This window comes from Streptomyces sp. NPDC016851, assembly GCF_055562795.1.
In genome coordinates, this window is the sequence record NZ_JBVHEP010000018.1 from 52,792 (window position 1) to 75,831 (window position 23,040).

General features: G+C 71.7%; 20 protein-coding genes and 1 pseudogene. 15 read left to right on the top strand and 6 right to left on the bottom strand.

The genetic code is table 11. From position 1 onward, the window contains the following. Window positions 1-5 precede the first annotated feature (5 nt). Window positions 6-245, bottom strand: a complete 240-nt coding sequence (locus ACZ3I3_RS26550; RefSeq protein ID WP_467369083.1) for a heavy-metal-associated domain-containing protein — start codon at window positions 243-245, stop codon at window positions 6-8. A gap of 207 nt (window positions 246-452) precedes the next feature. Here ACZ3I3_RS26550 and ACZ3I3_RS26555 point away from each other — a divergent pair, with 207 nt between their 5' ends. After that, window positions 453-1,496: a zinc-dependent alcohol dehydrogenase family protein gene (locus ACZ3I3_RS26555; RefSeq protein ID WP_467369085.1), complete on the top strand. Its 1,044-nt coding sequence runs from the start codon at window positions 453-455 to the stop codon at window positions 1,494-1,496. Between the two features lie 60 nt (window positions 1,497-1,556). Here the strand turns inward: ACZ3I3_RS26555 and ACZ3I3_RS26560 are convergent, their stop codons facing one another. Next, the gene (locus ACZ3I3_RS26560) at window positions 1,557-1,757 is read right to left on the bottom strand and encodes a helix-turn-helix transcriptional regulator (protein WP_114252715.1); all 201 of its coding nucleotides are present in this window, start codon (window positions 1,755-1,757) and stop codon (window positions 1,557-1,559) included. Between the two features lie 410 nt (window positions 1,758-2,167). On the opposite strand from ACZ3I3_RS26560, the gene iolC reads away from it, so the two are divergent. The 10 genes and pseudogenes from iolC (at window position 2,168) to ACZ3I3_RS26610 (ending at window position 16,642) form a co-directional block, all read left to right on the top strand. Next, on the top strand, window positions 2,168-3,118 hold the full coding sequence (gene iolC / locus ACZ3I3_RS26565) for a 5-dehydro-2-deoxygluconokinase (protein ID WP_467369088.1): 951 nt from the start codon (window positions 2,168-2,170) through the stop codon (window positions 3,116-3,118). Further along, the gene (locus ACZ3I3_RS26570) at window positions 3,115-3,996 is read left to right on the top strand and encodes a Cgl0159 family (beta/alpha)8-fold protein (protein ID WP_467369090.1); all 882 of its coding nucleotides are present in this window, start codon (window positions 3,115-3,117) and stop codon (window positions 3,994-3,996) included. Before iolC ends, ACZ3I3_RS26570 begins: the two co-directional genes overlap by 4 nt. Before the next feature lie 85 nt (window positions 3,997-4,081). Next, window positions 4,082-4,189, top strand: a pseudogene (locus ACZ3I3_RS26575) (5-deoxy-glucuronate isomerase); the annotation flags it as partial. Window positions 4,190-4,260: 71 nt separating this feature from the next. After that, window positions 4,261-6,144 carry a 3D-(3,5/4)-trihydroxycyclohexane-1,2-dione acylhydrolase (decyclizing) gene (iolD, locus tag ACZ3I3_RS26580; RefSeq protein ID WP_467369091.1) on the top strand — a complete coding sequence of 628 codons (1,884 nt, stop codon included), beginning with the start codon at window positions 4,261-4,263 and terminating at the stop codon, window positions 6,142-6,144. A gap of 14 nt (window positions 6,145-6,158) precedes the next feature. Continuing rightward, window positions 6,159-7,661 carry a CoA-acylating methylmalonate-semialdehyde dehydrogenase gene (mmsA, locus tag ACZ3I3_RS26585; RefSeq protein ID WP_467369093.1) on the top strand — a complete coding sequence of 501 codons (1,503 nt, stop codon included), beginning with the start codon at window positions 6,159-6,161 and terminating at the stop codon, window positions 7,659-7,661. Window positions 7,662-7,861: 200 nt separating this feature from the next. After that, on the top strand, window positions 7,862-9,265 hold the full coding sequence (locus ACZ3I3_RS26590) for an APC family permease (protein ID WP_467369095.1): 1,404 nt from the start codon (window positions 7,862-7,864) through the stop codon (window positions 9,263-9,265). A 181-nt stretch (window positions 9,266-9,446) separates the two neighbouring features. After that, entirely contained in the window at window positions 9,447-12,101 is a 2,655-nt protein-coding gene (locus tag ACZ3I3_RS26595) for a CocE/NonD family hydrolase (protein WP_467369097.1), read from the top strand. Next, the gene (locus ACZ3I3_RS26600; RefSeq protein ID WP_467369099.1) at window positions 12,098-12,970 is read left to right on the top strand and encodes an ABC transporter permease; all 873 of its coding nucleotides are present in this window, start codon (window positions 12,098-12,100) and stop codon (window positions 12,968-12,970) included. The genes ACZ3I3_RS26595 and ACZ3I3_RS26600 overlap by 4 nt, the downstream gene beginning before the upstream one ends. Before the next feature lie 148 nt (window positions 12,971-13,118). Beyond that, window positions 13,119-14,621 carry a vWA domain-containing protein gene (locus tag ACZ3I3_RS26605; protein WP_467369101.1) on the top strand — a complete coding sequence of 501 codons (1,503 nt, stop codon included), beginning with the start codon at window positions 13,119-13,121 and terminating at the stop codon, window positions 14,619-14,621. A gap of 95 nt (window positions 14,622-14,716) precedes the next feature. After that, a complete protein-coding gene (locus ACZ3I3_RS26610; protein ID WP_467369103.1) occupies window positions 14,717-16,642 on the top strand; it encodes an AMP-dependent synthetase/ligase in 1,926 nt (641 codons plus the stop codon). Between the two features lie 70 nt (window positions 16,643-16,712). Here ACZ3I3_RS26610 and ACZ3I3_RS26615 read toward each other — a convergent pair whose 3' ends face one another. Then, the gene (locus ACZ3I3_RS26615) at window positions 16,713-17,108 is read right to left on the bottom strand and encodes a rodlin (protein WP_467369104.1); all 396 of its coding nucleotides are present in this window, start codon (window positions 17,106-17,108) and stop codon (window positions 16,713-16,715) included. 245 nt (window positions 17,109-17,353) lie between these two features. On the opposite strand from ACZ3I3_RS26615, the gene ACZ3I3_RS26620 reads away from it, so the two are divergent. The 3 genes from ACZ3I3_RS26620 (at window position 17,354) to ACZ3I3_RS26630 (ending at window position 19,142) form a co-directional block, all read left to right on the top strand. Next, window positions 17,354-17,749: a rodlin gene (locus ACZ3I3_RS26620; protein ID WP_467369106.1), complete on the top strand. Its 396-nt coding sequence runs from the start codon at window positions 17,354-17,356 to the stop codon at window positions 17,747-17,749. A 203-nt stretch (window positions 17,750-17,952) separates the two neighbouring features. Continuing rightward, on the top strand, window positions 17,953-18,204 hold the full coding sequence (locus ACZ3I3_RS26625; RefSeq protein WP_467369108.1) for a chaplin: 252 nt from the start codon (window positions 17,953-17,955) through the stop codon (window positions 18,202-18,204). A gap of 107 nt (window positions 18,205-18,311) precedes the next feature. After that, the gene (locus ACZ3I3_RS26630) at window positions 18,312-19,142 is read left to right on the top strand and encodes a chaplin (protein ID WP_467369110.1); all 831 of its coding nucleotides are present in this window, start codon (window positions 18,312-18,314) and stop codon (window positions 19,140-19,142) included. A gap of 66 nt (window positions 19,143-19,208) precedes the next feature. Here ACZ3I3_RS26630 and ACZ3I3_RS26635 read toward each other — a convergent pair whose 3' ends face one another. The 3 genes from ACZ3I3_RS26635 to ACZ3I3_RS26645 all read right to left on the bottom strand — a co-directional run bounded on the left by ACZ3I3_RS26635 (window position 19,209) and on the right by ACZ3I3_RS26645 (window position 21,550). Beyond that, complete coding sequence (locus ACZ3I3_RS26635) at window positions 19,209-19,952, bottom strand: class I SAM-dependent DNA methyltransferase (protein ID WP_467369112.1); 744 nt, start codon at window positions 19,950-19,952, stop codon at window positions 19,209-19,211. Window positions 19,953-20,061: 109 nt separating this feature from the next. Next, window positions 20,062-20,319: a hypothetical protein gene (locus tag ACZ3I3_RS26640; RefSeq protein ID WP_467369113.1), complete on the bottom strand. Its 258-nt coding sequence runs from the start codon at window positions 20,317-20,319 to the stop codon at window positions 20,062-20,064. Window positions 20,320-20,359: 40 nt separating this feature from the next. After that, complete coding sequence (locus ACZ3I3_RS26645) at window positions 20,360-21,550, bottom strand: carboxylate--amine ligase (protein WP_467369114.1); 1,191 nt, start codon at window positions 21,548-21,550, stop codon at window positions 20,360-20,362. A 123-nt stretch (window positions 21,551-21,673) separates the two neighbouring features. Between ACZ3I3_RS26645 and ACZ3I3_RS26650 the strand changes: the two genes are divergently transcribed. Continuing rightward, window positions 21,674-22,999, top strand: coding sequence for a glycoside hydrolase family 26 protein (locus tag ACZ3I3_RS26650; protein ID WP_467369116.1), 1,326 nt, complete (start codon window positions 21,674-21,676; stop codon window positions 22,997-22,999). Window positions 23,000-23,040 lie beyond the last annotated feature (41 nt).

Consider the following 23,040-nt stretch of genomic DNA (forward strand, 5'->3'; position numbering starts at 1 on the left):
GTGTTTCAGGCCCGTCCGGCCAGCTCGAAACCGGCCTCGTCGACGGCCGCGCGTACGGCCTCGTCGTCGAGCGGGGCGGCGGAGACGACGGTGACCTCGCCGGTCGAGGCGACGGCCGTCACCGAGCTGACGCCGGAGATCTGGGAGATCTCGCCGGAAACGGCGCCCTCGCAGTGTCCGCAGCTCATGCCGCTCACCTTGTAGACGGTGGTGACGGGGCCCGTGGTGTCGGTCTGGGCGGTCATCTCGTTACTCCTCGTCGAGGTGTGTGGGGCAATGGGGACCCTTGGGGTCCGCACACCCCACTGTACCCCTAGGGGGTATCAGTTCACGACGCCCCCGGTCAGCGGCCCAGGGGCCCGCACGGACGGGCTAGCGTTCCCCGGGACGCTTACTGCCCGGGGCGTGAGGACAACCGGCGATCACGGGCACGAACGGAAGGCGGGTGGATCATGCGGGCCGTGGTGTTCGAGCGGTTCGGGGAGCCGGCCGAGGTGCGGGACGTCGCCGATCCGGAGCCCGCGGAGCACGGGGTCGTCGTGCGGGTCGAGGCCACGGGGCTGTGCCGCAGCGACTGGCACGGCTGGCAGGGCCATGACCCGGACATCGCGCTGCCGCACGTGCCGGGGCATGAACTCGCCGGGGTCGTCGAGGCAGTGGGCGGCCGGGTGACCCGCTGGCGGCCCGGCGACCGGGTCACCGTGCCGTTCATCTGCGCCTGCGGCACCTGCCCGTCCTGCGCGGCGGGCGACCACCAGGTGTGCGAGCGGCAGACCCAGCCCGGCTTCTCGCACTGGGGCTCCTTCGCCCAGTACGTGGCCCTGGACCACGCCGACGTCAACCTCGTGGCCATCCCTGAGGACCTGTCGTTCGCGACGGCGGCCTCCCTCGGCTGCCGGTTCGCCACGGCGTACCGGGCTGTGGTGCGGCAGGGCCGGGTCGCTGCGGGGGAGTGGGTCGCGGTGCACGGCTGCGGCGGGGTCGGTCTCTCGGCGGTGATGATCGCGGCGGCGTCGGGCGCGCGGGTCGTGGCCGTCGACGTGTCGGCCCGGGCGCTGGATCTGGCGCGGAGGTTCGGGGCGGCGCAGTGCCTGGACGCGTCGGCCGTCACGGACCCCGCGGCGGCGGTCCGTGACCTCACCGGCGGCGGTGCCCATCTCTCCCTGGACGCCCTCGGTTCCCCCGCCACCTGCGCCGCCTCCGTGAACGGCCTGCGCCGCCGCGGCCGGCACGTCCAGGTCGGCCTGCTGCCCTCGCCGACCGGCACGACACCCGTGCCGATGGCCCGCGCGACAGCCCTGGAGCTGGAACTCCTCGGCAGCCACGGCATGGCCGCGCACGGCTACCCGCCGATGCTGGAGCTGGTCCGCAGCGGCGTCCTGCGCCCCGACCTGCTGGTGACGTCCGCGATCCCGCTGGACGAGGCCCCGCCCGCCTTGGCGGCGATGGGGACGGCGCCACCGGCGGGCGCGACGGTCATCGAGCCGTGGCGCTGATCCTCCCCGGAGACGGCCGTGCCCCACGCGGCGGTGGGGCACGGGGGCGGGCCGGGACGGTCAGTCGGCTCTTCGGGCGCGGTTGCCGGGCCGGGACGCCACCCAGGCCCGGACCGTGTCGGCGTACCAGTAGGGCTTGCCGCCCTCGACGTGGTCGGGCGGCGGCAGCAGTCCGTGCTTGCGGTAGGACCGCACGGTGTCCGGCTGCACCCGGATGTGTGCCGCGATCTCCTTGTAGGACCAGAGCCTTCGGTCGGTCATGACATGCACCTCCCCGCGCGCACCACGGCGGCGGCCGGGGACGGCCGTCCGGGGGAGCCGGGCGCTGCGCTGGCGATCAACAAGCCTGTGTCCGGTCAACGACACTCCGTGACACAGGGCAGGCCCTGTGCGCCGGGTGTGACGGAAGGTCCGCGTACACGGGACACCTGTGACAGGAAGGGGGCGTTTGTGACACAGCCGGGGCAAACGCGCCCGCCCGAGCCCCGGCGGGGTGCCTTGACGCGGCATCAGGCGAAGACTGAGGAAACGAGGGGGCGTACGCAGGGGACGCATGCGCACGACACCGGAAAGCGCTGTCATGATCTGGTCCGAATGTCCGGACAAAACATTGACAGGGCTTCGGAAAGGGGACTACAAAGCCGGGGAGAGCCGACACCGAGGGGAAACCGATGGCGTACGACCTGATCACCATGGGGCGCATCGGAGTGGATCTGTATCCGCTCCAGACGGGCGTCCCGCTGCCGCAGGTCACCTCCTTCGGCAAGTTCCTCGGCGGCTCGGCCACGAACGTCGCGGTCGCGGCGGCCCGCCTGGGGCGGCGCACGGCGGTGATCACCCGCACCGGCGACGACCCCTTCGGCACCTATCTGCACGAGGCCCTGAAGGGCTTCGGCGTGGACGACCGCTGGGTCACCCCGGTCCCCGGCCTGCCCACCCCGGTCACCTTCTGCGAGGTCTTCCCGCCGGACGACTTCCCGCTGTACTTCTACCGGCAGCCCAAGGCCCCCGACCTGGAGATCGACGCCCACGAGCTCGACCTCGACGCCATCCGCGACGCCCGCGTCTTCTGGGTCACGGGCACGGGCCTGAGCGAGGAGCCGAGCCGTACGGCGACCCTCGCGGCCCTCGCCCACCGCGCCAAGTCCGGCACGACCGTCTTCGACCTCGACTGGCGCCCGATGTTCTGGAGCGACCCCGACGCGGCCCGCCCCTTCTACCAGGAGGCCCTGCGCCACACCACCGTCGCCGTCGGCAACCTCGACGAGGTGGAGGTCGCCACGGGCGTGCGCGAGCCGCACGCCGCCGCCCGGGCACTCCTGGACGCCGGTGTCGAGCTGGCCGTCGTCAAGCAGGGCCCGAAGGGCGTCCTGGCCGTGCACCGCGACGGTGAGAGCGCCGAGGTCCCGCCGCTGCCGGTGAACGTCCTCAACGGCCTCGGCGCCGGAGACGCCTTCGGCGGCTCCCTGGTCCACGGCCTGCTGGCCGGCTGGGACCTGGAGAAGACCATGCGGCACGCCAACGCCGCCGGCGCCATCGTCGCCTCCCGCCTGGAGTGCTCGTCCGCGATGCCCACCCCGGACGAGATCGAGACGGCCGTCACCGCGGGGGCCGTCAAGTGACCGTCGACGTCTCCGAACTCGTGCGTCTCCGCAGCCACCGCCCGGAGGCGATCGCCGAGGCCGCCGCCCGCCGCCCCCGCCGGCCCCTGCTGAACGACCACGGCCGGCTGATGATCGTCGCCGCCGACCACCCGGCCCGCGGCGCGCTCGGCGTCGGCGGCCGCAGCATGGCCATGGCCAACCGCGCCGACCTCCTCGAACGCCTCTGCCTGGCCCTGTCCCGCCCCGGCGTGGACGGCGTCCTCGCCACCGCCGACATCCTCGACGACCTGCTCCTGCTCGGCGCCCTCGACGGCAAGGTCGTCCTGGGCTCGATGAACCGCGGCGGCCTCCAGGGCGCGCGCTTCGAACTCGACGACCGCTTCACCGGTCACCGCCCCGAGGACATCGAGCGCCTCGGCTTCGACGCGGGCAAGCTGCTCCTGCGCATCGACTACGACGACCCGGGCTCCCTCACCACCCTGGAGTCCACCGCCCGCGCCATCGACGACATGGCGGCCCGCCGGCTCCCCGTCTTCGTCGAGCCGTTCATCTCCCGCCGCGACGAGACGGGCCGGCTGCGCAACGACCTGTCCGCCGAGGCCGTCACCCGGTCGATCGCCATCGCCTCGGGCCTGGGCGGCACGTCGGCCTACACCTGGCTGAAGGTGCCGGTCACCGACAACCCCGACGACATGGCCGAGGTCATGGCCGCCTCCACGCTGCCCGCCGTACTGCTGGGCGGCGAGGTGGGCGAGGACCAGGACGGGGCGTACGAGAAGTGGCGCGGCGCCCTGCAACTGCCCACCGTGCGCGGGCTGGTGGTCGGCCGTTCGCTGCTGTACCCGGCGGACGGCGACGTGGCCGCCGCCGTGGACACCGCCGTAGGACTGCTGTGAGGGCCGCTTCATGAGCAGTGAGCCGTACATCCCCGAGGGCACCACGACCGGCGTGCGGATCGTGCCGCCCCTCCCGGGCGTGTGTGACGCCCGGGCCCAGATCGCCTCCGGCGCGGGAGGCCGCTTTGCTTTGGCAGGAGCGAAGTGCGAGCGACAACTCCCCGCCCGCTACGGCCCCGCGCCGGAGGTCCCCCAGGCTCCCGGCGGTGAACACCCGCGGCGGCCACTGCGTATCCGTGACCATCCACAGGTAGGGGGATACCGATGACCTCGACGACGAGGCTGACGGTCGCTCAGGCGCTCGTACGCTTCCTGTCCGCCCAGTACACCGAACGCGACGGCGTACGGCAGCGGCTCATCGGCGCCACCTGGGGCATCTTCGGCCACGGCAACGTCGCCGGCATCGGCCAGGCGCTCCTGGAACACACCGACGCGATGCCGTACCACCAGGGCCGCAACGAACAGGCCATGGTGCACGCCGCGGTCGGTTACGCGCGCCAGTCGGGCCGCCTGTCCACGCACGCGGTGACGACCTCCATCGGCCCGGGCGCCACCAACCTCGTCACCGGTGCCGCCCTGGCGACCATCAACCACCTGCCGGTGCTGCTGCTGCCAGGCGACATCTTCGCCACCCGCCCCGCCGACCCGGTCCTCCAGCAACTGGAGGTGCCGTACGCGGGCGACGTGTCGGTCAACGACTGTCTGCGCCCGGTGTCGAAGTACTTCGACCGGATCACGCGCCCGGAGGTGCTGATCCCGTCGGCGCTGAACGCGATGCGCGTGCTCACCGACCCCGTCGAGACCGGCGCCGTCACCCTCGCGCTGCCCCAGGACGTGCAGGCCGAGGCGTACGACTGGCCCGACGAGTTCTTCGCCGAGCGCGTCTGGACCGTACGGCGTCCCGGCGCCGACCCGGCGGAACTCGCCGAGGCGGTACGGATCATCCGCGCGGCGAAGAGGCCCCTGGTCGTCGCCGGCGGCGGCGTCCACCACAGCCGCGCCGAGGAGGCGCTCGCCGAGTTCGCCGAGACCACCGGCATCCCGGTCGCCTCCACCCAGGCCGGCAAGGGCTCCCTGCGCCACGACCACCCCCAGGACGTCGGCGGCATCGGCCACACCGGCACCGCCACCGCGGACGAACTCGCCCGCACCGCCGACCTGGTGATCGGCGTCGGCACCCGCTACACCGACTTCACCACCGCCTCCGGCACCCTCTTCACCGGCGAGAACGTCCGGTTCCTCAACCTCAACATCGCCTCCTTCGACGGCCACAAGCTCGCCGGGCAGCCCCTGATCGCGGACGCCCGCACCGGCCTGGAGGAGCTGACCGAGCGGCTGGAGATGCACGGCCACCGGGTCGCGCCGCTGTACGCCACCGAGTACACCGAGGACAAGGAACGCTGGGAGCAGCGCGTCGACGCCTGCTACGAGGTGGACGAGCCGGACACCCGCCCGACCCAGCCGCAGGTCCTCGGCGTCCTGGACGCCCTGGTCGACGAGTCGGACATCCTCATCAACGCCGCCGGTTCCCTCCCCGGCGACCTGCACAAGCTGTGGCGGACCCGGTCCCGCGACCAGTACCACCTGGAGTACGGCTACTCCTGCATGGGCTACGAGATCCCGGCCGCCATCGGCGTGAAGATGGCCGCCCCCGACCGTCCCGTGTGGGCGCTGGTCGGCGACGGCACGTACCTGATGATGCCGACGGAGATCGTGACGGCCGTGCAGGAGGGCGTCGCGATCAAGGTCCTGATCATCCAGAACCACGGCTACGCGTCCATCGGCGGGCTGTCCGAGTCGGTGGGCGGCGAGCGGTTCGGCACCGCCTACCGCTTCCCGTCCGAGGACGGCACGTACACGGGGCCGCCGCTGCCGGTGGACCTCGCGGCCAACGCGGCCAGCCTCGGCATGCGCGTGCTGCGCGCGAAGACCGTGCGGGACCTCGAGGCGGCGCTCGCCGAGGCCCGGGCCGCCGACACTCCCACATGTGTCTACGTGGAGACCCAAACGGCAGACACAGTGTCGGGCGCGCCTCCCGCGCAGGCCTGGTGGGATGTACCCGTGGCCGAGACCGCGACACGGCCGTCCGCGGTCAAGGCACGCGAGCTGTACGAACGGCACGTCTCCACCCGACGCCGCCATCTGTGAAGGAGTTCCCGGCCATGACGAAGATCGTCAACCACTGGATCGGCGGCAAGACCGTCGAAGGCGCCTCGGGCACACACGGGCCGGTGACCGATCCGGCGACCGGCGAGGTGACGACGAAGGTCGCGTTCGCCTCGGTCGAGGAGGTGGACGCGGCGGTCGCCGCCGCCAAGGAGGCCTTCGCCACCTGGGGTCAGTCCTCGCTGGCCCAGCGCACGTCCATCCTCTTCAAGTTCCGCGCGCTGCTCGACGCCAACCGGGACGCGATCGCGGAGCTGATCACCGCCGAGCACGGCAAGGTGCACTCCGACGCGCTCGGCGAGGTGGCGCGCGGCCTGGAGATCGTCGACCTGGCCTGCGGCATCAGCGTCCAGTTGAAGGGCGAGCTGTCCACGCAGGTGGCGAGCCGCGTGGACGTGTCCTCGCTCCGCCAGCCGCTCGGCGTGGTCGCCGGCATCACGCCGTTCAACTTCCCGGCGATGGTGCCGATGTGGATGTTCCCGCTCGCCATCGCGTGCGGCAACACGTTCGTGCTGAAGCCGTCCGAGAAGGACCCGTCGGCGTCGGTCAAGCTCGCCGAGCTGCTCGCCGAGGCGGGCCTGCCGGACGGCGTCTTCAACGTCGTCCACGGCGACAAGGTGGCCGTCGACCGCCTGCTGGAGCACCCGGACGTCAAGGCCGTCTCCTTCGTCGGCTCGACCCCGATCGCCCGCTACATCCACACCACGGCCTCCGCCAACGGCAAGCGCGTCCAGGCGCTCGGCGGCGCCAAGAACCACATGCTGGTCCTCCCGGACGCCGACCTGGACGCCGCGGCCGACGCCGCCGTGTCCGCCGCCTACGGCTCGGCGGGCGAGCGCTGCATGGCCATCTCGGCGGTCGTCGCGGTGGGCGCCGTCGGTGACGAACTGGTCGAGAAGATCCGCGAGCGCGCCGAGAAGATCAAGATCGGCCCCGGCAACGACCCCGCCTCCGAGATGGGCCCGCTGATCACCAAGGTCCACCGCGACAAGGTGGCCTCCTACGTCGAGGGCGCGGCGGCCGAGGGCGCCGAGGTGGTCCTCGACGGCACCGGTCACACCGTCGACGGTTTCGAGAACGGCCACTGGATCGGCATCTCGCTGCTCGACAAGGTGCCCACGTCGGCGAAGGCCTACCAGGACGAGATCTTCGGCCCGGTCCTGTGCGTGCTGCGCACGGAGACCTACGAGGAGGCCCTGGACCTGATCAACGCCTCGCCGTTCGGCAACGGCACCGCGATCTTCACCCGGGACGGCGGCGCGGCCCGCCGCTTCCAGCTGGAGGTCGAGGCCGGCATGGTCGGCGTGAACGTCCCGATCCCGGTCCCCGTGGGCTACCACTCCTTCGGCGGCTGGAAGGACTCCCTCTTCGGCGACCACCACATCTACGGCAACGACGGCACGCACTTCTACACGCGAGGCAAGGTCGTCACCACCCGCTGGCCGGACCCGGCCGACGCCCCGGCGGGCGTGGACCTGGGCTTCCCGCGCAACCACTGAGGTTTTTTCTCCGGGGGCGCCTGCGATAACCGCAGGCGCCCCCGAACCTGTTTCCACTGACCCCTTGTGATCAAAAGGACAGTCGGAGATCGTTTTCGCTGCGGATTCCGTAGGCAAACACCCATTGACGTGTCGGTTTTCGTCGGGGTTCGATGCTGCGCACATCACCGCCGAGCCGCCGAGCCGATGGGAACCGCCGCATGACCGACACGCTCCGCCCTGTCGAGACCGCCGTCGCGCACGCGCCGGACCGTCCCCCCAGGAAGCTCAAGCGCTCCATCGGAGTCGTCGGCGGCACCCTCCTCACCCTCTCCTGCGTCACGCCCGCCTCCACGCTGTTCGTGGTGGTCCCCGACCTGTTCGGCTCGCTCGGCACCGCCACCGCGCTCACCATCGCCATCGGCTCGCTGCTCTGCGTCGCGGTGGCGTTCTGCTACTCGGAGCTGGGCACCCTCATCCCCAGCGCCGGCGGCGAGTACGCCATGGTCTCGACGCTCGCCGGACGGCTCGCCGGCTGGCTGGTCTTCGTCCTCTCCCTCCTGGTCGTGATGATCGTCCCGCCGGTCATCGCGATGGGCACGGCCGACTACCTGGCCCCCCTGGTCCACCTCGACCCGTCCTGGACGGGCGCATCCGTCATGCTCCTCGCCACCCTCGCCGGCCTGCTCGACCTGCGCGCCAACGCCTGGATCACCGGTGTCTTCCTGGTCCTGGAGGTCATCGCGGCGGCGGTCGTGGCGGTCCTGGGCTTCGCCCACGCCGAGCGCGGTGCGGACAGCCTGGTCTCGATGCAGGTGGCTGCCCCGGACGGCGCCCCGGACACGGTCACGGCGCTCCTGGTGGTCTCCGGCCTCGCGATCGCCCTGTTCGTCACCCAGGGCTTCTCCACCGCCGTCTACCTCTCCGAGGAACTGGAGAACCCCCGCCGCACGGTCGCCCGTACCGTGCTCGCCACCCTCGCCCTCTCCGCCGTGATCATCCTGGTCCCGGTCGCCGCCATCACCCTGGGCGCCCCGGACCTCGCCGCCCTGACCGGAGGCGACATCGGCACCATGGTCACCGCCTGGTCCAACACGGCCGTCGGCACGTTCGTCAGCCTCTGCGTGGCCCTCGCGATCATCAACGCCGGCATCGTCATGGTCATCCAGAACTCCCGCGTCCTGTTCGCCTCGGCCCGCGACAAGGCCTGGCCCGACCCGGTCAACACCCTCTTCTCCCGCCTCGGCCGCTTCGGCTCCCCCTGGGTCTCCACCCTCGCGGTGGGCGTCCCCGGCGCCGCGCTGTGCTTCGTGAACCTGGACACCCTCTACGGCGTCACGGGCGTCTCGGTGACGGGCATGTACCTGCTGGTCGCCACCGCCGCGCTCCTGTCACGCCGGGGCCCCCACCAACACACCCCGGCCTGGCGCATGCCCCTGTGGCCCGCCGCCCCGCTCCTGCTGATCGTGGTCCTGGTCTACATCCTCGTCCAGCAGGACCCGACGTACCTGCTCTGGACGGGCGGCATCACAGCGACAGCAACCCTGTACTGGGCCCTCTACCTCCGCCCGCGCAGGGAAACACGCTGGCTGGTCTCCATACCGGAGGATGAACAGGCCTTTTAGGGGCGCGGGGAACTGCGCGATCAGCCCCACGCGTCCGCACCCGGCAACGCACAGCCCCCGCCGAGCTCGAAGCCGTACACCACCCGCAGTACACCGAAAACCCGTGTACACCCCTGGAAGGCCCCCCACTTCAGCCTCCGGTCGACAACTGTCCGACAGGTTCACCCCGTACCGTTGACGCATGGATCTTCGACTGCCCGGACTGAACGGGCTGCTTCGGAGGCCCCGGAGGCTCCTCGCCGCCGGGGCCGCCGTCGTCGTGCTCGCGGGCGCGGGGACATGGACGGCCGTCGCGTCCGACGAGGTGCCCCCGGTCGACCGCTCCGACCGGGTCCTGGACACGGGCAACGGGGTGCGTATCGACACCTCGTTCTTCACCTCCGGCGGTGACGGCCGCCGCCCCGCCGTCCTGCTCGGCCACGGCTTCGGCGGCAGCAAGAACGACGTACGGCAGCAGGCCGAGGATCTCGCCAGAGACGGCTACGCGGTGCTGACCTGGTCGGCGCGCGGGTTCGGCAAGTCCAACGGGAAGATCGGGCTGAACGACCCCGAGGGCGAGGTCGCCGACGCCTCCAAGCTCATCGACTGGCTCGCGAAGCAGCCCCAGGTCGAACTCGACAAGCCCGGCGACCCCCGCGTGGGCATGGCCGGCGCCTCCTACGGCGGTGCCATCGCGCTGCTCACGGCGGGACACGACACCCGGGTGGACGCCATCGCCCCGGCCATCACGTACTGGAACCTCGCCGACGCGCTGTTCCCGAACGGCGTGTTCAAGAAGCTGTGGGCCGGCATCTTCGTCAACTCCGGCGGCGGCTGCGAGCGGTTCGAGCCCGCGCTGTGCCGGATGTACGAGCGGGTCGCAGAGTCGGGCAAACCGGACGCCGAGGCGCGCAAGATGCTCGACGAGCGTTCGCCCTCCGCCGTCGGCAAGGACATCAAGGTGCCGACGCTGCTGATGCAGGGCCAGTCCGACTCCCTCTTCCCGCTCGGCCAGGCCGACCAGGCGGCGAAGGCCATCCGTGCGGGCGGCGCACCCGTCGACGTCGACTGGATCGCCGGCGGCCACGACGGCGGCGACATGGAGACGAGCCGCGTCCAGGGCCGCGTGCAGAGCTGGTTCGACCGCTACCTGAAGGACGACAAGGGCGCCGACACCGGCCCCGCCTTCCGCGTCACCCGCACCCTCGGCCTCGGCTCCGGCGACGGCGAACCCCGCCTGACCGGCGTGACCTCGGACCGCTACCCCGGCCTGGAGAGCAAGCAGCGCTCCATCGCCCTGGCCGGCCGCGAACAGAGCTTCGACAATCCGCCCGGCGCCAGCCCGCCCGGCGTCTCCGCCCTGCCCGGCCTCGGCGGCGCGGGCGGCCTCAGCCAGCTGTCCTCGCTCGGCGTCGGGATCTCCCTCGACTTCCCCGGCCAGTTCGCCGCGTTCGAGTCGGCCCCCTTCCGGGACGACGTCCAGATCACCGGCTCCCCGACGGCCACGGTCCACGTGAAGTCCACCAGCGACGACGCCGTGCTCTTCGCCAAGGTCTACGACGTCGGCCCGGGCCGCACCCAGCCGGTGCTGCCCTCCCAGCTCGTCACGCCCATCAGGGTCGAGGGCGCCAAGGCCGGCAAGGACGTCACCATCACCCTCCCGGCGATCGACCACGAGGTCGACGACGGCCACCGGCTGCGCCTGGTCCTCGCCTCGACGGACCTCGGCTACGCCTCCCCGGCGACCCCGGCCACGTACACCGTCTCCCTCAAGGGGGACCTGAAGGTCCCGTCGGCGCTCGGCGAGAGCAACGCACAGGGCCCGCTGCCCGCCTGGGTGTGGTGGATGCCGCTCGCCGGCGCCGTGATCGCCCTGGCGCTGATCATCACGGGACGCCGCCGCACGGCCGCACCCGCCCCGCCGGACCCCGAGCTCGCCGACGTGCCTCTCCAGATCACGGACCTGACCAAGCGGTACGCCAAGTCCTCCGACCGGTACGCCGTCAAGGACCTGTCCTTCCGCGTGGAGAAGGGCCAGGTGCTCGGACTGCTCGGCCCGAACGGCGCCGGCAAGACCACGACCCTGCGCATGCTGATGGGCCTGATCAAGCCGGACGGCGGCGAGATCCGCGTCTTCGGCCACGCCATCAGCCCGGGCGCCCCGGTCCTGTCCCGGGTCGGCGCCTTCGTCGAGGGCGCGGGCTTCCTGCCGCACCTGTCCGGCCGGGAGAACCTGGAGCTGTACTGGCGCGCCACCGGCCGCCCGGCCGAGGACGCGCACATGGAGGAGGCCCTTCAGATCGCGGGCCTCGGCGACGCGCTCGCCCGTGCGGTGCGCACCTACTCCCAGGGCATGCGCCAGCGCCTGGCCATCGCCCAGGCCATGCTCGGCATGCCGGACCTGCTCATCCTCGACGAACCGACCAACGGCCTCGACCCGCCCCAGATCCGCGAGATGCGCGAGGTGATGATCCGCTACGCCGCGGCCGGGCGCACGGTCATCGTCTCCAGCCACCTCCTCGCGGAGGTCGAGCAGACCTGCACGCACCTGGTCGTCATGGACCACGGGCAGCTCGTCCAGGCGGGCCCGGTCGAGGACATCGTCGGCTCGGGCGACACCCTCCTGGTGGGCACGGCCACGCCCGTCGACGAGCCGATCGTCGAGAAGGTCGCCGCCCTGCCGGGCGTCGCCTCGGCCGTGCCCGTCGACGAGGGCCTCCTGGTCCAGCTCGACGCCGACGGCACCCCGCAGCGCCTGGTCGCCGAACTCGTACGACTGGACGTGCCCGTGCGGTCGGTCGGCCCGCACCGCCGCCTGGAGGACGCCTTCCTCACCCTGATCGGAGCCGAAGCATGAGCAAGCTCGCCGACCGGGCCGAGCCCGTCGAGGTCGCCGAGGGCTACCGCGCGGGCCGCACCCTGCCGTTCCGCGTCGAGCTGGTCCGGCAGCTGAAGCGGCGCCGCACGATGGTGATGGGCGGTGTCCTGTTCGCCCTGCCGATCATCCTGCTCATCGCCTTCCAGGTCGGCGGCGACCCGGGCGGCAACAACACCCGCGTCAACCTGATGGACACGGCGACGGCCTCCGGAGCGAACTTCGCCGCCGTCAACCTCTTCTCCGCCGCCGGCTTCCTGCTCGTCGTCCCCGTCGCCCTGTTCTGCGGCGACACGGTCGCCTCCGAGGCCAGCTGGTCGTCCCTGCGCTACCTGCTCGCGGCCCCCGTGCCCCGGGCCCGGCTGCTGTGGTCCAAGCTCGCCGTCGGACTCAGCCTGAGCCTGGCCGCGCTGGTGCTGCTTCCGATCGTCGCCCTCGTCGTCGGCACGGCCGCCTACGGCTGGGGCCCGCTCGAGCTGCCCACCGGCGGCACCCTGCCCACCGGCACCGCGGCCCAGCGCCTGCTGATCGTCGTCGTGTACATCATGGTGTCCCAACTGGTCACCGCGGCCCTGGCGTTCTGGCTGTCGACCCGGACGGACGCACCGCTCGGCGCGGTCGGCGGAGCGGTGTTCCTGACCATCATCGGCAGCGTCCTCGACGAGGTGACCGCCCTCGGCGACTGGCGGCACTTCCTGCCCGCGCACTGGCAGTACGCCTGGCTCGACGCCGTCCAGCCGCAGTTGCAGTGGACGGACATGATCCAGGGCACGTCGATTTCCGTAACGTACGCGCTCGTGCTGTTCGCCCTGGCCTTCCGCGGTTTCGCCCGCAAGGACGTCGTCTCCTAGGTCAACGGAGGATCACCCACCGGTCTCGGCGGGCCGCCTCCGTGGCCGCTTCGAGACGCTTCCGCAACCCCCCGTACCGCACGTTCCGGCCCCCTGCGCCGTCACAGTCGCAAGAAGGCGACGCCAACGGACCAAGGGGGCACGGACGATGAAGCCGTACGAGCGGTACCGGACACGCAAGCTGCTGCTGGCGCTCACAGCGGCGGGCGGGCTGCTGCTCACCGCGTGCAGCGGGGCAGGCGACAGCAGCGGGGGCAGCAAGGCCGCCGACCGCGACATCTCGGGCCTGCCCGCGCCCGCCCAGAGCCAGGGCCTCAGCGAGCAGGACGACCGCCGCGAAGAGCCCGACCACCTCTCGACCTTCGCGCTCGACGTCGACACCGCCTCTTACGACTACGCCCGCCGCACACTGGCCGACGGCCGGCTTCCCGACCCCTCGACGGTCCGCCCCGAGGAGTTCGTCAACAGCTTCCGCCAGGACTACGAACGCCCCGACGGCGACGGTTTCTCGGTCACCGTCGACGGCGCCCGCACCGACGACGAGGACTGGTCCCTGGTCCGCGTGGGCCTGGCCACCCGCACCACCGAACGCACCGGCGAACGCCTGCCCGCCGCCCTCACCTTCGTCATCGACGTATCGGGCTCCATGGCCGATCCGGGCCGCCTGGACCTCGCCCAGGAGTCCCTGTCGGTGATGACGGACCGGCTGCGCGACGACGACTCGGTCGCCATCGTCACCTTCAGCGACGAGGCCGAGACCGTCCTGCCCATGACCCGCCTCGACGGCAACCGCGACGAGATCCACGACGTCATCTCCGAGCTGGAGACCCGCGACTCCACCAACCTCGGCGCGGGCGTCGAGACCGGCTACGAGACGGCCGTCGAGGGCCTGCGCAAGGGCGCGACCAACCGGGTCGTCCTCGTCTCCGACGCCCTCGCCAACACCGGCGACACCGACGCCGACACGATCCTGGAGCGGATCTCCGGCGAGCGCCGCGAGCACGGCATCACCCTCTTCGGCGTCGGCGTCGGCAGCGACTACGGCGACGCCCTGATGGAACGCCTCGCCGACAAGGGCGACGGCCACACCGTCTACGTGTCCGACGAGGACGAGGCCCGCAAGGTGTTCTGCGAGGAACTCCCGCGCAACATCGACCTCACCGCCCGCGACGCCAAGGCCCAGGTCGCCTTCGACCCCGAGACCGTCGAGGAGTTCCGCCTGGTCGGCTACGACAACCGCCGGGTCGCCGACGAGGACTTCCGCGACGACCGCGTCGACGGCGGCGAGGTCGGCCCCGGCCACACCGTCACCGCCCTGTACGCCGTCCGCGTCAGGCCAGGCGCCGAGGGCCACCTCGCCACCGCCACCGTCCGCTGGCTCGACCCCGGCACCCGCGCCCCGCACGAGGAGACCGGCGACCTGGAGACCGACGCCCTCGACGACTCCGTCTGGAGCGCGAGCAGGGGCCTGAAGGTCACCGCCACGGCCGCCTACTTCGCCGACGCCCTCCGCCACGACGAGCCCTCCCTGCCGGACGCCCCGCGGCTCGACGAACTCGCCGAGCACGCCGAGGACTTGGCGGACCGCACGGAGAACGAGGAGATCCGCCGGCTCGCCGAGGCGATCGACACCGCGAACCGCCTCACCTGACCCCGCCCCATTGACCCACGCTTACGCATGAGTAAGTTGACTCTGGAGTAAGTAGGTACGGCAGCACGTCAGTCACATCGCGACCGGGAGCCGTCATGGGCGTACGCAAGGATCTGAAACGGGCGAAGCAGCGCACCGACCTGGCGATCCGCACGAAGGCCGAGACCGTCAGAGACGAGCGGGGCGTCGTCCGCGAGGCCCGCGTGGCTCCCCTCGCACCCCGCCCGACGACCGGCACCATCGCCGACATCCCGTTCACCAACGCCGCCGAGGCCGCCGACACCGTGGTCCTGCGCCGCGAACGGCACGGCACCTGGCAGCCCGTCACGGCGGCGGCCTTCGCCCGCGAAGTCACCGCCGTGGCCAAGGGCCTGATCGCGGCCGGCCTCGAACCGGGCGGTCGCGTCGCGGTGATGTCCCGCACCCGCTACGAGTGGACGGTCCTGGACTTCGCGATCTGGTCCGCCGGCGGCCAGACCGTCCCGGTCTACGCCACCTCCTCCGCCGACCAGGTGGAGTGGATCGTCCGCGACTCCGGCGCCCGGTACGTCGTCACCGAGACCGCCGAGAACGCCGACACGGTCCTGACGGGCACGGCCGGACACCCCGAGCCCCCACGCGTCTGGCAGCTCGACGGCGGCGCGCTCGACGACCTCACCGCCCTCGGCCGGGACGTCTCCGACGAGGAGGTCACCAAGCGCCGCACGGCCCTGACCCCCGACACGACCGCGACCCTCTGCTACACCTCCGGCACCACCGGGCGCCCCAAGGGCTGCGTCCTCACCCACGCCAATCTGCACGCCGAGGCCGCCAACACCGTCGAACTGCTGCACCCCATGTTCAAGGAGGTCACCGGCGAGACCGCGTCGACGCTGCTGTTCCTGCCACTCGCGCACATCCTCGGCCGCACCCTCCAGATCGCCTGCCTGATGGGCCGCATCGAGATCGGCCACTTCCCGAGCATCAAGCCCGACGAACTCCGCCCGGCCCTCAGGGCGTTCCGCCCGACCTTCCTCGTCGGCGTCCCGTACCTCTTCGAGAAGATCCACGACACCGGACGCGCCACCGCCGAGAAGATCGGCCGCGGCGCCTCCTTCGAACGCGCCCACCGCATCGCCGTCCGCTTCGGCGAGGCCCACATGAACAGGTTCCTGGGCCGCGGCAAGGGCCCCGGACCCGGCCTCTACGCGGCCTGGGCGCTGTACGACCTGCTCGTCTACCGCCGCATCCGCAAGGAGATCGGCGGCCGCATGCGCTACGCCATCAGCGGCGGCTCCCCGCTCGACCGCGACCTCAACCTCTTCTTCTACGCGGCCGGAATCCTGATCTACGAGGGCTACGGCCTCACCGAGACGACCGCCGCCGCCACCATCGTCCCGCCCCTGGCCCCCCGCCCCGGCACGGTTGGCCTGCCGGTCCCCGGCACCGCCGTCCGCATCGCCGACGACGGCGAGGTCCTCATCAAGGGCGGCATCGTCTTCGGCCGGTACTGGAACAACCCGGCGGCGACCGGTGAGGCGCTGGCGGACGGCTGGTTCGCCACCGGCGACCTCGGCTCCCTGGACGAGGACGGCTATCTCACCATCACCGGCCGCAAGAAGGACATCCTCGTCACCACCGGCGGCAAGAACGTCTCCCCGGCCGTCCTGGAGGACCGCCTGCGCAGCCGCCCGCCCGTCGGCCAGTGCCTCGTCGTCGGCGACAACCGCCCCTACGTCGCCGCCCTGATCACCCTCGACCCCGAGGCCCTCGCCCACTGGCTGGCCGTCCGCAAACTGCCCGCCGACACCCCCCTGTCCGAGCTGGTCCACGACGAACGCCTGCGCGCCTACGTCCAGAAGGCCGTCGACCACGCCAACGAGGCCGTCTCCCGCGCCGAGTCGATCCGCGCCTTCACCCTGATCGAGGGCGAGTTCACCGAGGAGAACGGGCTGCTGACACCGTCCCTGAAGGTCAAACGGCAGGCGGCGACAGCGGCCTACGCGGAGGAGATCGAGGCGCTCTACGCGAACGGCCGCTAGTACACGGGCACAAGAGGGCGGGCCGCCGAGACGAGAGTCCCGGCGGCCCGCCCCTGCGATGCCTGGTGGGTCAGCCGCCGTTCGCCGACAGGACCGACACGTCCTCCAGCAGGTGCGCCAGCGCACCGTCGCGCTTGGCGTTGGTGGAGTTCTCGGCACACTGCTGCTGCGTGTGGTCGGAGAGGATCGGGATGTCCTGGATCGGGATACCGATGAGGGCACCGACACCGATGGGGATGTCGTTCGCGGCGATGCACGGCTTGTTGAACGAGCCCTGGATCAGCGCCATCTGCGGGCTCATGTTGCCGTACGTGGACGAGTTGCCGAAGCTCTGCATCGCCCCGTTGCCGTTCGCGCTGGACGGACCACTGTCGTCACCGACGGCGAACGCCTGCGGCGCCGCAGCGGCGGAGGCTCCCATGACGGAAGCGGCGATCGCCGCGGTGGCAATAACCTTCTTGATCACTGACCAGTCCTTTCTGAGGAAACCCCGTCCTCCGGAGCGTTCTGGTCAACTGCGCGATCCCCGCATGGTTTCTCCCCATCACTCTGTCAGCCCATGCCAGGACAGTTTGTGTGTTCTTCGTTCCCGGTGATTATCGGGCGTTTGAAGCCCTGCGGGCCAACCGGGTGAACACCCGCAACCAATTATCCCGGGCCGGGTTGATGAGGCCGTAGGACAGTGCGTCGCTACGAGGAAAGGAACGCGAAGTGCTCAAGAAGGCAATGGTCGCCGCGGCGGCCGCCGCCTCTGTCATCGGTATGTCGGTGGCGGCTGCTCCCCAGGCTCTTGCCGTAGGGGACGACTCCGGCCCGTCCGTGGCCAACGGCAACGGCTCCTCGTCGTCGTTCGGCAACTCGGCGACCAAGGGCGACATGAGCCCCCAGCTCTCGCTGGTCGACGGCACGCTCAACAAGCCCTGTGTCGGCGTGCAGGACATCGACGTCGGCGTCGCCGCCCTCATCGGCGTGGTGGTCCAGGACATCCCGATCCTGTCGGACCACGTCCAGCAGCAGTGCGCGGACAACTCGACCAACACCAAGCGGGACGGTGCGCTCAACCACATCCTGGAGGACCTCTCGGTCCTGTCGGCGAACGGCGACTGACCCTTACCGTACGCAGCCCGGGCGGCCCGCCGAATGCACGGCGGGCCGCCCGGCCGTACCCGGGATTCTTTCGGGGCATTCGAGTGAATTCCCCGGCGTCGTACGATCCTTAGTTTCTTCGGCTGTCAATTCCTCGTTTGCAGGTCGCAGGTCATGGTGCGGGCCGCCAGTTGTGCTCGCTCGGTTTCGGCCGTCAAAGAGGCATGACCGCAGAGAAGGGAAAGTTCATGAAGAAGAGCGCTGCCGTTGTCGCGGGCGCGATCATGGCTCTGGGCATGGCCACCCCGGCCATCGCCGACGCGGGCGCGCAGGGTGCCGCGGTCGGTTCCCCGGGCGTCCTCTCCGGCAACGTGGTCCAGATTCCCGTGCACATCCCGATCAACGTGTGCGGCAACACCGTGGACATCATCGCCGCCCTGAACCCGGCGTTCGGCAACGAGTGCGAGAACGACTGACGTCGTAGCGCACCGGCAGCACCGGCTGCGATAGGGCCGGCCTTGGGACAACACCGTTCGTTCCGGGGCCGGCTTTTCCCACTTCTACCAGCAGGAAGACAACGAGATTGCGACAGACCCTGAGCAGGGGAATGGTCGCGGCAGCGGCTGCGACGGGCATCCTGTCCCTGTGCGGCGGCGCCGCCCTCGCCGACTCGTCGGCCGAGGGAGTCACCAAGGGCTCGCCGGGCGCCGCGTCCGGCAACAACGTCCAGGTTCCGGTCGATGTACCGGTGAACGCCTGCGGCAACACCGTCGACGTGATCGCCGCGCTCAACCCCGCCTTCGGCAACTCCTGCGCCAACAAGGAGCACTCGCGCGGCGGTTACGGTGACGACGACGGCTACGGCGACACGCCCCCGAGCAAGCCCCCGCACACGCCGCCGGCGAAGCCCCCGCACACGCCACCACCGGCCAAGCCCCCGCACACACCCCCGCCGGGTGACCACACGCCGCCGGGCGACCACACGCCGCCGGGTGACCACACGCCTCCTGGCGACCACACGCCTCCTGGTGGCGGGCACACTCCGCCCGGTGGTGGCGACACGCCTCCTGGTGGCGGGCACACTCCTCCGGGTGGTGGCGACACGCCTCCTGGTGGCGGGCACACGCCGCCCGGCGGTGACGAGACGCCCCCCGGTGGTGGGCACACGCCGCCCGGCGGTGACCGCACGCCCCCTGGCGGTGAGCACACACCCCCCGGTGGGGAGCAGGCCCCTCCCGGCGGTGAGCAGACCCCTCCCGGCGGTGAGCACACACCCCCCGGCGGGGCGGAGCAGCCGCCCAGTCTTCCCGAGACCGGGGCCGGGGCACTGCTCGGTGCGGCGGGTACCAGTGCCGCGCTGATCGTGAGCGGTGCGGTCCTCTACCGGCGCGGCCGGGCCGCGTCCCGCCGCTGACACCCGGGTGCCGGACGCCCGCGCCCGGCACCCGAGAGCCGAACGCCGCCGGCCCGGACGGGGCGCCTACCGCGCCGGCGGGAGCCGGTAGACGGAGACGTGCGAGCGCGACTCGGCCGTGAACTCCGCACCGGCCCAGTCCGCGTGCCTGCTCTCCAGGTCGAATCCGGCGAGCTGGGCCATGAGGTCGAGTTCGGCCGGCCAGATGTAGCGGTGCGGGGTGCGGGCCAGGCGGGTCTGCTCGGCCCCGTCGAACGTGATGTGGTGCGAGACGACCTGCTGGCGCAGGACGTCGTAGGTGTCCAGACCGATATAGCCGGGGTCGGACCTCCACACGGTGGCCGTCTGGCCCGGCGGGAGCTTGCGCAGCTCGGGGACCCACAGCTCGATCACGAACCGCCCGCCGGGGCCGAGGTGGCGGGCCGCGTTGCGGAAGCACTCGACCTGCTCGGCCTGCGTGAGCAGGTTGGAGATCGTGTTGAAGACCAGGTAGACGAGGCTGAACCGCCCGGGCGCGCGGGTGGTCGCCATGTCGCCGATGACCACCGGGATCGTCGCCTCGTCCGCCTTCGTCCGCAGCTGTTGCACCATCGGCACGGACAACTCGATGCCGGTGACCCGGACCCCTCTGCCGGCGAGCGGGACGGCCACCCGGCCGGTGCCCACGGCGAACTCCAGCGCCGCTTCGCCGCCCGCCAGCTCGGCGAGGCGGTCCACCGCCGGATCCAGGACCTCGGGCGCGAACATGCCGGTGCCGGGCGTGTCGTAACGCCGGGCGGTGTCGGCGTCCCAGATGTTCTCCTGCTGCATGCCCCCACGCTCGCCGCTCGCCGGGCGCGACGTCCAGCGGTTTTCCCGGGGCCGGGACATGCCTCGGCGCCGCACGGAAGCACAGGGCTCCGCGCGGCGCCGAAGGGGTTCAGCAGTGGTCGGGGAAGAAGAACCCGAGGAGCGGGATGCCCAGCAGGGTCAGCCCCAGGCTGTCATGGCCGTCGCACTTGTCCCTGCCCTTGTCCTTGTCCCAGTCCTTGTCGTCCCAGTCCTTGCCCCTGTCCGTGAGGTGGGCCGGGAGGGTCTGGTAGTTCGTGTCGTCGGCGACGGCGGTGCCACCGCCGAGGAGGGCGACGCTCAGGGCGAGGCTGGAAAGCACCGTGGCGGTGCGCTTCATGTGAGTCATAAAAACAAGTTAGACATTCTCTGACAAAGTGCACGTACTTCTATCGCGCCGGTCGGGTGAACCCCCGCACCACGCGATGGGCGGCATGCCGGGCCCACAGGTGCCACATCGCCCGGCCGGGCGCCGGGTCGTCCGGGGCGTGCCAGGCCAGTTCCCGGCCGGCGGGCGCGGGGCGCAGCGCGCTCAGCGGCGCGTAGTTCTCCACCACGAACGCCCGCCCCGGCTGGGGCGACCCAGCCGGAAGCGGACGGTGCGTCAGGTCCAGGTGCAGCGCCCGTACGACGTCCAGGCCCGCCGTGTCCGTGAACAGGCGGAACTGGGCGCCGGGGCGCGGATTGAAGTCCAGCAGGTGATAGCGGCCCGTCGCCCCGCAGCGGCGGAAGTCCAGGTCGAGGATGCCGCGGTAGCCCAGCTCCGCGGTGATCCGCTCGGCGAGCGCCCGCACCTCGGCGTTGGCCGTCCAGCGGCCGACCGAGGTCAGGCCCGCGCCGCGCGGCCGGGCGCGCTGCTTGCGGCCGGTGCCGCCGGACCGTACGACCCCGTCCCGGTCGGCGTACCCGTGGAAGAACCAGTCGCGGTCCGGCCCCGGCGGCAGGAACGCCTGGAGCAGCAGCCGGCTGCCCGCCTCCCCGGCGCGCACGTACAGCTCCCGCGCCTGCTGGGCGGAACGCACCAGCACGGTGCTGCGCAGGCCGCTGCCCGTCGGCATCAGCCAGGGCCTGCTCCACTTCGCCACCGCCGGCAGCCCCAGCCGTGACACGGCAGTGGCCGCCCCGGCCGCGCTGTCCGGGACCTGCGTCTTGGGATGCGCCACTCCCAACGACCCGCACGGTTCGGCCAGTTCGCCCTTGTCCGCCACGCGCTCGGGCAGTGCCCCGGGCGTCTCGGGCAGCAGGTACGCCGGTGCCAGTTCCGCGCGCATCCGGCCCACCGCGACGGCACTCGCGTCGTCCATCGGGATCAGCACGGCGGGACGCGCGACGCGGGCGGCGACGCGGCGCAGGACGCGCGCGACGTCGGCGGGGGAGGACCCGGGCGGCGGTGGCGCGTGCAGCCCGCGGACGAAACGGGACCGGCGCACCGGGCTCCCCGCGCAGTCGGCGACCACATGCACCTCCACGCCCGCCCTGCCGAGCGAGCGCACCGCACCCAGCGTTCCGTGGTGAAAGGGATTCCGGTCCATCCGCAGCAGAACCGCGGGGACGCGAATGTCGAGCAGCGACACGGTCATTTCCTTCGAACTGGGTCACCGGTGCGGGCGAGCGGAACACTCGAAAGCCGTAGTGCGGTGGCGTGAATGCATTTCATATGACTGAGTGTCAGCACGAAGTGAGAGCGGAGAAAAGGAGCGGCCATGGCCACACAGCAGCGGCGCGCCCGGTCCCGGCGGCTGGCATTCGTCGCGGCGGCGGTCGCCGCGTCGGCGGCGCTGGCGTCCGGCCACCCGGTCGCCGCGGGGGCGGGAACGGCACGGTCCGCCGATCCGCCCGCGCCCGCTCCGGCCCCCGTGGCCACACCGGCGGCCCCCGCCGTCCCGGCAGCGCCCGCGGCCACACCGGCCGCCCCCGCCGTTCCGACGGCACCCACGGCGACACCGGCCGCCCCTGACGCCTCCGCGTCGGCATCCGCACCCGCCGAATCCGCCCCCGCCTTCGGCGCCTACCTCGACTACGGCCCCCGTGGCGTGACCCGGATGGCCCAGCTCAGCAGCTGGCTCGGCGGTGCCGAACTGCGCGTCGGGCACACCTACCTGCCGGGCGACCGCTGGAGCAACATCGAGGGCCGCCCCGGCTTCCTCGACGTGTGGGCGAACTGGCGGCGCGAGAAGTCCGACCGCCTGCTCGTCCTCAACGTGCCCATGCTGGAGCGCAACGAGGAGGGCGTGCCCGACTACGAGGTACGGCGGCTGCTGCGCGAGGGCGCGGCCGGCCGGTTCGATCACCACTTCCGCGCGCTCGCCGAGCGGCTGGTCGAGCTGGGGGTGCCGGACACGGTGCTCGTGCTCGGCTGGGAGATGAACGGCGTCACGTACACCCATCGCTGCGGCCCGGACCCCGAGGCCTGGAAGAAGTACTGGAACAGGATCGTCACCACCATGCGTTCGGTGCCGGGCCAGAAATTCCGGTTCGACTTCACCCCGAGCCGCGGCCGGGACGCCGTTCCCTGGACGCAGTGCTATCCGGGGGACGACACCGTCGACATCATCGGAATGGACGCGTACGACCAGCCGCGGGGAATGTCCTTCGACGAACAGATGAAGGAGCCCTACGGACTTCAGGAGCACGTGGAGTTCGCGAAATCCCACGGCAAGGCCATTTCCTATCCCGAATGGGGGCTTTTCCGCAACGGCGACAACGCCGAGTACATGAAGCGCATGCTCGCGTGGATGGACGAGCACAAACCGCTCTACAACACGCTGACGGACTACTGCCCGCACGGCGTGTGGCAGTGCGACGCCAACCCCAGGGCGTCCGAGGTCTACCGGTCCTTCCTCTTCGGTCGCGACGAGGAACCGGCCCCCACGACCCCCACTCCGACACCGAAGCCGACCGCGCCCACGCCCCCGCCCACGCCGGAGCGTCCGGCGGACTGCTCGCCGCTGAACCTCGGTGACTGGGTCGAGTACTGGCTCGGCGGGAAGCTGTGCCTGCGCCTCGACTGGTGGTCGCGTACGAGGTAGCCCGGGTCGCCGGGGACGCCGGAGAGGACAGGGAGTTCGGC